The 10,208-nt window shown below is 68.6% G+C and carries 10 protein-coding genes; 4 read left to right on the plus strand and 6 right to left on the minus strand.

All coding sequences use genetic code 11. The annotated features are described in order from the left end of the window. The first annotated feature begins 141 nt into the window (after nucleotides 1-141). Nucleotides 142-615 (plus strand): MarR family winged helix-turn-helix transcriptional regulator, encoded by a 474-nt coding sequence (locus M1M07_RS31090; RefSeq protein WP_197252129.1) that lies wholly within the window; start codon nucleotides 142-144, stop codon nucleotides 613-615. On the opposite strand, the gene M1M07_RS31095 is transcribed toward M1M07_RS31090, so the two are convergent. Next, nucleotides 604-1,536 carry a LysR family transcriptional regulator ArgP gene (locus M1M07_RS31095; RefSeq protein ID WP_197252130.1) on the minus strand — a complete coding sequence of 311 codons (933 nt, stop codon included), beginning with the start codon at nucleotides 1,534-1,536 and terminating at the stop codon, nucleotides 604-606. The genes M1M07_RS31090 and M1M07_RS31095 overlap by 12 nt on opposite strands. 72 nt (nucleotides 1,537-1,608) lie before the next feature. Here M1M07_RS31095 and M1M07_RS31100 point away from each other — a divergent pair, with 72 nt between their 5' ends. Beyond that, nucleotides 1,609-2,211 carry a LysE/ArgO family amino acid transporter gene (locus M1M07_RS31100; protein WP_197252142.1) on the plus strand — a complete coding sequence of 201 codons (603 nt, stop codon included), beginning with the start codon at nucleotides 1,609-1,611 and terminating at the stop codon, nucleotides 2,209-2,211. 9 nt (nucleotides 2,212-2,220) lie between these two features. Here M1M07_RS31100 and M1M07_RS31105 read toward each other — a convergent pair whose 3' ends face one another. Further along, nucleotides 2,221-3,084 (minus strand): cation diffusion facilitator family transporter, encoded by an 864-nt coding sequence (locus tag M1M07_RS31105; protein ID WP_248676626.1) that lies wholly within the window; start codon nucleotides 3,082-3,084, stop codon nucleotides 2,221-2,223. Nucleotides 3,085-3,117: 33 nt separating this feature from the next. Next, nucleotides 3,118-3,534: a pyridoxamine 5'-phosphate oxidase family protein gene (locus M1M07_RS31110; protein ID WP_197252132.1), complete on the minus strand. Its 417-nt coding sequence runs from the start codon at nucleotides 3,532-3,534 to the stop codon at nucleotides 3,118-3,120. 112 nt (nucleotides 3,535-3,646) lie between these two features. On the opposite strand from M1M07_RS31110, the gene M1M07_RS31115 reads away from it, so the two are divergent. Together M1M07_RS31115 and tgt are read left to right on the plus strand one after the other, a co-directional pair. Beyond that, nucleotides 3,647-6,382, plus strand: coding sequence for a calcium-translocating P-type ATPase, PMCA-type (locus M1M07_RS31115; protein ID WP_248676622.1), 2,736 nt, complete (start codon nucleotides 3,647-3,649; stop codon nucleotides 6,380-6,382). 16 nt (nucleotides 6,383-6,398) lie between these two features. Then, nucleotides 6,399-7,670, plus strand: a complete 1,272-nt coding sequence (gene tgt, locus M1M07_RS31120; protein WP_248676623.1) for a tRNA guanosine(34) transglycosylase Tgt — start codon at nucleotides 6,399-6,401, stop codon at nucleotides 7,668-7,670. Here the strand turns inward: tgt and M1M07_RS31125 are convergent, their stop codons facing one another. The 3 genes from M1M07_RS31125 to M1M07_RS31135 all read right to left on the minus strand — a co-directional run. Next, complete coding sequence (locus tag M1M07_RS31125; RefSeq protein WP_197252135.1) at nucleotides 7,671-8,426, minus strand: queuosine precursor transporter; 756 nt, start codon at nucleotides 8,424-8,426, stop codon at nucleotides 7,671-7,673. Nucleotides 8,427-8,526: 100 nt separating this feature from the next. Continuing rightward, the gene (locus M1M07_RS31130; protein ID WP_248676624.1) at nucleotides 8,527-9,444 is read right to left on the minus strand and encodes an RDD family protein; all 918 of its coding nucleotides are present in this window, start codon (nucleotides 9,442-9,444) and stop codon (nucleotides 8,527-8,529) included. 93 nt (nucleotides 9,445-9,537) lie between these two features. Beyond that, nucleotides 9,538-10,208, minus strand: a 671-nt coding sequence (locus tag M1M07_RS31135; RefSeq protein WP_248676625.1) for a hypothetical protein, incomplete at its 5' end; no start/stop codon positions are given.

Raw genomic sequence — 10,208 nt, forward strand, 5'->3', positions numbered from 1 at the left:
GGGGAGCGGCGGAGGCGTCGGCGGGCTCGGCCACGGCGGTGCCCGCGTGCTGGGAGTGCTGGTTCAAGACGACCCTTCGAGTGGGGATGTATCTAGAAGTAGATCTAAAAGTATATCTAAAATAGCGGCTAGACTGCGGGCGTGTCCAACGATCCGCCCGCCGCCGACGGCACCACCCCATCCGACGAGGACGTCCGGCGCCTGGCCCGGACCGCCCGCTCGCTGGTCTGGGCGCTGCGCCGTTTCGGGGAGAAGGAGGCGGGATTGTCCCTGCTTCCCCAGTCGGAGATCGAGGTGCTCCGGACACTGGCCGAACGCCCCGGCAGCACGGTGTCCGAGGTCGCCCGCTATCTGGGCCTGCAGAGCAGCAACGTCAGCACCACGGTCCGCCGCCTCGTCGACCGCGGCCTGGTCGAACGGCAGGTCGACCCCCACGACGGCCGCTCGCACCGCCTGCACCAGACACCCCTCGCCGAGCGCAACAACAGCCGGATCGACGACATGTGGTTCGACGGCGTCCGCCGGCTCCTCGACGGGATGAGCGAGGACGAGGCGGCCAAACTTCTCGAGGCGGCCCCGCTGCTCGCCCGGCTGGATTCGATGTCAGGCGACTGACGGGCGCAGCACCTCCCGCGCCGTGCGCCGCACCACCTCGGTGAGCGCGTCCAGAACGGGCGATTCCAACCGCCAGCGCTGCCAGTACAGCGGCACGTCGAACGGCTCGTCCGGGGCCAGCTGCACCAGATCGGCATCGCCGCCGAGTGCGAGGTCGAGCACATCGTCGCCGAGCGCGAAATCGAGCATCGGTTCGGGCAGCATGCCCCAGCCGAGCCCCAGGCGCGCGGCGTCGACGAACTCGCGCGCACCCGGCACGTAGTTGCGCGGCGGGTCGAACCGGCTGCGGGTGTGCCTCCGGAGGAAGCGGTTCTGCAGGTCGTCCTTGCGGTCGAAGGTGAGCATCGGCGCCTCGCGCAACGCGGCCGTGGTCATCCCGTCGGGGAACCAGTGCGCCGCGAAGTCGACGCTCGCCATCGCGTGATACCGCATGGCGCCGAGGTTTTCGGACGTGCAGCCCTGCACCGGATCGGGTACCGACGTGACCGCTGCCATCGCCGTGCCGTCCCGCAGTAGCGAGGTGGAATGGAACTCGTCCTCGCGCAGCAGTTCGAACAGCGCGCGGTGGTGCTGCGGCATCCGGGCCAGCGCCCGCAGCATCCAGGTGGACATCGAGTCGGCGTTGACCACGAGCGGGACGGTCACGTAGTTGTCCGCGCTCGCGGTGAGGCCGAGCGCCTCCGCGGTGTCCTGCTCGAGCCGGGCCACCTGGCGGGCCAGCCGCATGATCGCCTCCCCGGGCCCGGTCGCGGTCACCGGTCGGGTCCGGCGCACCAGCACCTGCCCGACCTGCTGTTCGAGGGCCTTGATGCGCTGGCTCACGGCGGACGGGGTGATCCGCAGGACCGCGGCGGCGCCGTCGAAGGTGCCCTCGTCCAGCACCGCGGCGAACGTGCGTAGTTGAGCGAAGTCCAGATCCATATGAAGAAACTCTAATGTTCCTTAAGGAAAATCAACTGTTCTTATCTCGTGACCTTTCCTAACGTGGTCGTCGTGAACCTCGTCCTCGCCGGTTTCCTCACCGGACTCTCGCTGATCGTCGCGATCGGAGCGCAGAACGCGTTCGTCCTGCGCCTGGCCATCGCGCGCCGGCACGTGCTGCCGGTGATCGTCGTGTGTGCCCTGTCCGACGCGGTGCTCATCGCCGCCGGTATCGCCGGGATCGCGACCGTCCTCGATCGAGCCCCCGGCGCGCTCGAAGTGATTCGTTGGGGCGGTGTGATCTTCCTCGTCTCGTACGGTCTGCTCGCGGCCCGGCGCGCCCTGCGACCGTCCGCGTTGAGCGCGGCCCCGGGCGGGGCGATCACCGTCGGTGCCGCGCTCGCGACCTGTCTCGCGCTGACCTGGCTCAATCCGCACGTCTACCTCGACACCGTCCTCATGCTCGGATCGGTCGCCAACACCCACGGCAACCCGGGCAAGTGGTGGTTCGGTGCCGGCGCCGTCGCCGCGAGCATCGTGTGGTTCGGTGCGCTCGGCTACGGCGCGCGGTATCTGCGGGCGTGGTTCGCGCGACCCGGCGCCTGGCGGATCCTCGACGGCGCCGTCGCGGTGCTCATGGTGAGCCTGGGCGTGGGTCTCGCGGTCGGGAACTGACCTGCAGGTTCAGCGACGCCGCGCGACCTTGCCGATGGGTTCCAGGTGGGTGAACACCGTGGTTCCCGGCAGGGCCGAGCGCACATCGTCCTCGACCCGGTCGAGCAGATCGTGTCCCGCCCGCACCGTCCAGTCGCCGGGCACGCGCACCGTGAGATACACGAAACGCTGCCGGCCCGAGGCCCGGGTGCGGGGCGGCAGGATCGTCACCGACTCGTCGCGGTATCGATCGAGCACCTGCTGCACCTGCGCGACGTCGTCGGCGGGCAGCGCCGCGTCGAGCAATCCGACAACGGATTCGCGCACCAGGCCGTAGCCGATACGCAGGATGTTCAGGCCGACGAGCAACGCCACGATCGGATCGAGGACGTACCAGCCGAACAGGGCGACCAGGCCGATACCGACGAGAACCCCCACCGACGTCCATACGTCGGTGAGCAGGTGCTTGCCGTCGGCGATCAGCGTGATCGAACGATGCTGCCGCCCGACCCTCAGCAGCAGGAGCCCGACCGCGAGATTGAGAACCGACGATCCCGCCGACAGGAACAGGCCCAGCCCCAGCTCGGTCAGCGGCTGGGGTTCCAGCAGGCGTTCCACCGACGTCCACACGATCGCCCCGGCCGCCGCGAAGATCATCGCGCCTTCCACTGCGGCGGAAAGGTATTCGGCCTTGCCGTGCCCGAAATCGTGATTCTCGTCCGGGGGTTTCGCCGCGGCCCGCAACGCGAAGACCCCCACCACCGCGGCCACCAGGTTGACGCCCGACTCGAGCGCGTCGGACAGCAGGCCCACCGACCCGGTGATCCACGCCGCCCCGGCCTTGAGCGCCATCGTGGTCAGGGCGGTCGCGACCGAGAGGAGCATGCACCGCATGAGCAGGCGGTGCTGCCCGGGTTCGGTCACCGGTCAGTGCTCGACGAGCGCGAAACGACGACCTGTGATCTCGGTCGCGGTGATCTCCACGAAGTTGTACTTCGGTGTCGACACCCAGGGCGTCGGACCGAGTTCCTCCACCGCCTGAATCTCGTTGAAATGCGTGAGGATTCGTGCTCGACCGTGCACGACGACGCTCCAGGCGGTGCGATCGCCGACGACATCGGCCTCGAACGCGACCTCCGCGTGCACCGCCAGCTCCGACAGTTTGCTGCCTTCCCCGGACCGGAAGTACACCTTCCGGTCACCGACGACATAGTTCACCGGAAAGATGTCCGGACGGCCGTCTGCGGTCACCACGAGCCGGCCCACCTTCTCGGTTCGCAGCAGCTCCCAGCACTCGTCTTCCTCCAGAACGGTGACCGCGTCCGCATCCGACGGCTCGCTCATGGCTCCTCCGATCCTTCGACGATGTACCTGCCCGTCCAGCACATCACGAACAGCGCGGCCGTGCAGTGGAACGCCGGGCACGCCGGGCGATCCACCGATAGCGTGGGAGCCCATGACCGACGTCGTCGAATCGCCGTGGCACAGCCGGGCGCCCGTCGAGGTCGCCGCCGCGCTCGGGGTCGACCCGGCGACAGGACTGTCCGCCGTCGAGGTCGAACGGCGCAAGACCGAACACGGACCCAATCTGCTCGACGAGGCGCCGCGTGTTCCGGTGTGGCGCAAGGTGGCCGCGCTGCTCGCCGACCGGATGACCCTCGTGCTGGTGATCGCCGCGGTGGTCAGCGCGACCGTCTCCCGCGAATGGGAAACCCCGGTCGTGATCTTCGCGGTCATCGCATTGAACACCGTCCTCAACTACGTGCAGGAGGCCCGCGCCGAGAACAGCCTGCAGGCACTGCGGCAGATGTCCGTCTCGACTGCGCAGGTCCGCCGCGACGGACGGGAAGCCGACCTGCCGCGCGCCGACCTGGTCCCCGGGGACGTCGTGCTGCTCGAGGCCGGCGACACCGTCCCCGCAGACGGACGGCTCGTCACCGCCGTGCGCCTGCAGGTCGCCGAGGCCGCGCTCACCGGGGAATCGCATCCCGTCGACAAGGAGATCGACCCCGTCGCCGACCCGGCCGCGCCCCTCGGGGACCGCACCGACATGCTGTTCATGAACACGCAGGTCACCCGCGGGCGTGCCGAGATGATCGTCACCGCCACCGGCATGCACACCGAGATGGGGGCGATCGCCACCCTCCTCGGCACCGCCGGGGTGGAACAGACCCCGCTGCAACGCCGCATCGGCCAGCTCGCCGGAACGCTGACGATCGTCGCGCTCGTCACCGTCACCCTCGTCTTCGTGCTGGGCCTGCTGCGCGGCCAGTCCTGGTCGGATCTGCTCCTGACCGCCGTCTCCCTCGCGGTCGCCACGATCCCCGAAGGCCTGACCGCCGTGGTCGCCTTCACCCTCGCCATGGGTGCGTCCCGGCTCGCCGCGCGCGGCGCGATCGTCAAGCAACTGTCCGCGGTCGAGACCCTCGGCAGCACCACCCACATCGCCACCGACAAGACGGGCACGCTGACCCTCAACGAGATGACGGTGCAGCGGTTGCTCGTGCGCGGCCGCAGTTTCCGGGTGACCGGGAGCGGCTACGGCACCGACGGCAAGATCCTCGTCGGCGACGGCCTGCCCGCACCGGACATGACGGCCGCGCTGCTGGGCATGGCGCTGTGCAACGACGCGGCCGTCCACGACGGCGTCCTGGTCGGCGATCCCACCGAGGGCGCGCTGGTCGTGCTGGCGGAAAAGGGTGGCATCGACGTCGACGGGGCGCGGACTGCGTTGCCGCGGCTCGCTGAGGTGCCGTTCGACTCGGCCTACAAGTACATGGCCACCTTCCACTCGGTTCCCGAGGGCGGCTACCGCGTCTTCGTGAAGGGCGCGCCCGGTGTGCTGCTCGACCGGGCCACGACGATGCTCGGCGCCGGCGGCCCGATGCCGCTCGACGAGGCCGACCACCACCGGATCAGGGCCGCGATCGACGACCTCGCCGGCGAGGGCCTGCGCACCCTCATGATCGCGGGCCGCGACCTGGACGCGGTGCCCCGCGGCGACGCCGACGCCCTGCAACGGTGCGTGGACGAACTGACCGTGTACGCGGTCGTCGGGATCGTCGATCCGCCGCGACCGGAGGCCAAGCACGCCATCGAGGTCGCGCACGGCGCCGGAATCGCCGTGCACATGATCACCGGCGACCACCTGGTGACGGCCACGGCGATCGCGCGGCAGCTGGGCATCCCCGGCAGCGCCGCGAGCGGAGCGGATCTCGACCGGCTCGACGACGCCGCCCTGCAGGACCGCGCGCCGGAGTTCGGGGTGCTGGCCCGGGTGGCGCCCGAGCACAAGATCCGGGTGGTCAAGGCCCTGCAGGCCCGCGGGGAGATCGTCGCGATGACCGGCGACGGTGTGAACGACGCGCCCGCCCTCGAGCAGGCCGACATCGGCGTGGCCATGGGGATCACCGGTACCGACGTGTCCAAGGGCGCCGCGAACATGATCCTCACGGACGACAACTTCGCGACCATCGTCGCCGCGGTCGCCGAGGGCCGGGGGATCTACGACAACATCGTCAAGTTCGTGAAGTTCCAGCTCACCACCGCGTGGGGGTTCGTGCTGATCTTCCTCGCGGCCGGGGCGCTGGGCCTGGCCGGGGGCGCGCCGTTCACCGCGCTGCAGATCCTGTGGGTGAACATCATCATGGACGGGCCGCCGGCCCTGTCGCTCGGCGTCGACCCGGCCGAGCCGGGCACGATGAAACGCCCGCCGCGAGCGGCCCACGAGGCACTGCTGAACGCGGCCCGGGTCCGGCGGATCCTGGGGCTGGGTGTCGTGATGGCCGCCGGCACGATCGCGGTGCTGTACTTCGCGCCCGATCTCTTCCCGGACAGCGCCGGTGACCCGCTGTTCGCGACGACCCTGGCGTTCACGACGTTCGTGTTCTTCCAGGTGTTCAACCTGTTCAACGTGCGGTCGAACCTGGGATCGGTCTTCTCGCTGCAGACGTTCACCAACCACAGCGTGTGGATCGCGATCGCCGCCGTGATCGTGCTGCAGGTCTGCGTGGTGCAGGCCGGGGTGCTGCAGGGATTCTTCGACACCACGTCGCTGACCCTGCCGCAGTGGGCGCTGGCCGTCGCGGTGGGTTCGGTCGTCCTGTGGGTCGACGAGGTCGGCAAAGCGGTGGCGAGAGGCGTGGCGCGCCGGCGCAGGGCCGGGGACCTCCGGCCGGTCGGTGTCCGGTGACTGGCACAATCGTCGGGTGAACGCCCCACGCAGTACCGACTCCGCAGTGCCGACTCCGCCCGACCCGTTCTTCACCGTCGGCGCCCGGCTGGACAACGGTCTGGGCCGGACCGGCACCATCCACACCCCGCACGGCGACATCCGCACGCCGGCGTTCGTCGGTGTCGGCACCAAGGCGACGGTCAAGGCGGTGCTGCCCGAGTCGATGAAGGATCTCGGCGCGCAGGCCCTGCTCGCCAACGCGTATCACCTGTACCTGCAGCCGGGACCGGAGATCGTCGACGAGGCCGGCGGGCTCGGCAAGTTCATGAACTGGGACGGCCCGACGTTCACCGACAGCGGCGGATTCCAGGTGATGTCCCTCGGCGTCGGATTCAAGAAGGTGCTGGCGATGGAGGCGGTCGGCGTGCAGTCCGACGACGTCATCGCCAAGGGCAAGGAACGGCTCGCGCACGTCGACGACGACGGCGTCACCTTCAAGTCGCACCTCGACGGCTCCCGGCACCGGTTCACCCCCGAGGTCTCGATGCGGATCCAGCATCAGCTCGGCGCCGACATCATGTTCGCGTTCGACGAGCTGACCACTCTGATGAACACGCGGCGCTACCAGGAGGAGTCGCTCGCGCGGACGCAGGCGTGGGCGGTGCGCTGCATCTCCGAGCACGAGAAGCTCACCGCCGAACGCGCTCACCGTCCGTACCAGGCGTTGTTCGGTGTGGTGCAGGGGGCGCAGTACGAGGATCTGCGGCGGCAGGCGTGCCGCGGCCTCGAATCGATCGTCGGCGAGTCCGGGCGCGGATTCGACGGATACGGCATCGGCGGGGCGCTCGAGAAGCAGAACCTCGGCACGATCGTGCGCTGGTGCACCGAGGAACTGCCCGCCCACAAACCCCGCCACATGCTCGGCATCAGCGAACCCGACGACATGTTCGTCGCGATCGAACACGGAGCCGACACCTTCGACTGCGTGAATCCGTCCCGGGTCGCCCGCAACGCGGCGATCTACCATCCGGACGGCCGGTTCAATATCAACACCAGCCGCTTCCGGCGGGACTTCACGCCCATCGACGAGAACTGCGACTGCTACACGTGCGCGAACTACACGCGCGCCTACATCCATCACCTGTTCAAGGCGAAGGAGATGCTGGCGTCGACGTTGTGCACGATCCACAACGAGCGGTTCACCGTGCGGCTCGTCGACGAGATCCGCGCGTCGATCGAGGGTGGTTATTTCGCCGAGTACAAGGCGGACACCCTCGGCCGGTTCTACGCGGGTGCCCGCCGGTAGTCAGACCGCCGAATAGGTCGGTTCGTGTTTCTTCACGTGCGCGATCACGCGGTACGTGATCGGCATGACGACGATCTCCACGAGCGTCTTCCACAGGAATCCGACGATCACGTAGTTGGTGAAGTCCGTCCACGTCGAGATACCGATCGCACCCGCGGCGATCGCGCAGAAGATCAGCGTGTCGGCGAACTCGCCGACCACCGTGGACCCGATCAGCCGGGCCCACAGGTACTTCTCCTTCGTGCGCTCCTTGATCCGCACCAGCACGTACGAGTTCAGCAACTGGCCGACGAGGTAACCGGAGAGACCGGCGAGCAGGATGCGCGGGACGACCCCGAGGACCGCGTCGAACGCCTCCTGGTTCTCGTAGAAGTCGGCGGGCGGCAGCAGGCCGGTGATCCAGAAGCACAGGGCGGCCAGGGCGACCGCGCCGAACCCGAACAGCACCGCGCGCCGGGTCGCCGCGAACCCGTACACCTCGCTCAGGACGTCGCCCAGGATGTAGGCGAGCGGGAAGAGGAAGAAACCGCCGTCGGTCAGGATCGGCAGGATCTGCAGTGAGCCGACCGCGACGTCGGCGTCGCCGAAGAATGCGACGCCCTTCGTCGCGCAGATGTTGGAGATGATGAGCACCGTCGTGAACAATGCGACGATCCCCGGGTAGTAGCTGCGCGCCACGTGCGCGAACGCCGCATGATCGGTTGTGGCGACCGGGCCGGTGGCGGGATTCTTCGGGGTCGATGCATGCTCTGTCACCCGGCCATCCAAGCACTCGCGGCGCGACAACGCGAAGTACGGACAAAACGCCGCGGGCCCCGTCCGGAGTGGACGGGGCCCGCGGTCGGGGTGGGACGGATCAGGACTTGACGACCTGCGTGCCGCCCGCGAACTTGTCGTGGAAGCCCTGCTTGGTCGGGCTCTGCTCGATGGTGACTGCGACGCCGATGTACGCGGCGAGCGAAGCGATGTTGAACAGCCAGCCGAGGATCGGAATCCAGGTCAGCGCCTGCAGTCCCAGGTAGGCGTTGCGCTTCGCGGCCTCTTCGAGCGTGGGGAGCCCGCCGTTCGGGCCGGTCACCGACAGGCCGAGCACCTTCTTGCCCACCGTCGCGCCCTTCGTGGACTCGAAGTACGTCGCGTAGCCGAGCATCGCGACGCCGGAGAGCAGGCCGACCACCGCGGTCAGGAAGAAGACGTCGGCGATGGCGACGATCGCGGTGAGGATCGCGAACGGGACACCCACGATCAGTGCGTCGATGACGCGCGCGCCCAGTCGCGGGAGCAGCTCGCCCGGCTGACCGGCACCCGGGCCAGAGGCAGGCTGCGGTGCGCCGAACTGCGGAGCGCCGAACTGGGGGGCGCCGTACTGCTGGCCGGGCTGCTGCGGGGCACCGTACTGCTGGTTGCCGTACTGCTGGTTACCGAACTGCGGGGCCTGCTGGTCGCCGTACTGCGGCGCACCGTACTGGGGGCCGGCGGGCGGGGCGGTGTACTGCGGCGTCGAGGTCTGGCCACCGTACTGCTGACCGCCGTACTGCTGACCGCCGTACTGCTGACCGCCGTACTGCGGGGCGCCGTACTGCGGGCCACCGACCGGTGCACCGTACTGCGGGGGATTCTGCTGGGGCGGCTCGTAGCCCGAGGTGATCGGGTTCGGGAAGTGCGTGGTGTAGTCGGCCGGTTGCCCGGATGCCTGCGGTCCGCCGTACTGAGGTGCGGGGTATGCCCCCGAACTGTGTGGATCGGACTGAGGCGGATATCCCCCGGTGGTCATGTCTCTCCCTTGTCGTCGGGCGTGCGGATGCTGCACGGTACATCGCCCGTGCAGCACTCGTCGATATGGTCGAAATGTCCGCACGCTGCCCGATCAGGGTGCCACAGGACCCCCAATGGTCACTCGGTACGCATAGGTCGAGGCGATGAGCGTCACGGGAACACTGACGAACAGACCCAGCCCGCACAGCAGTGCGCCGACGATGTTGAGTCCCACCACGGCCAGCGCAAGCAACAGCAAGGTCCCCACGTTGGAGGAGATCGCTTGGATGCTGGACTTGATCGCGGTGATCGCATCCTGGTTCTTGTCGATGACGAACGGCAGCGTCCACCAGGTCAGGAACATGACGATCAGGCCGGGAATGATCAGGAGCACGAACCCGATGACCGTCGCGAGGCCGACGAGCACGCCCGCGATGATCACCGCGGCGACGTTGGTGAACTGGAAGAACGAGCCGAACGCAGGCTTGTTGCCGTCGATCTCGTGCAGCGCACCGCGGACGTACGCGGCCTGGATGAGGTAACCGACGATCGCGCTCACGATCGTGCCGATCGCGCGCCACAGCGTGAAGTCACCGTCGGTGTTGAAACCGCCGAAGATGAGGTTGATCACACCCTGGATGACGAGGGCCACGATCATGAAACCGATCCACACCCCGGCGTTCGCGCTGAACTTCGACCATCCGTACGAGATCGCGTCGCCCACGCTCAGCTGCGTCGGGACGGGGGAGTAGCCGGGAGACTGCGACGAGAAGTTCCCCGGCG

Source organism: Rhodococcus sp. HM1, from assembly GCF_023218075.1.
Classification (GTDB): domain Bacteria; phylum Actinomycetota; class Actinomycetes; order Mycobacteriales; family Mycobacteriaceae; genus Rhodococcus.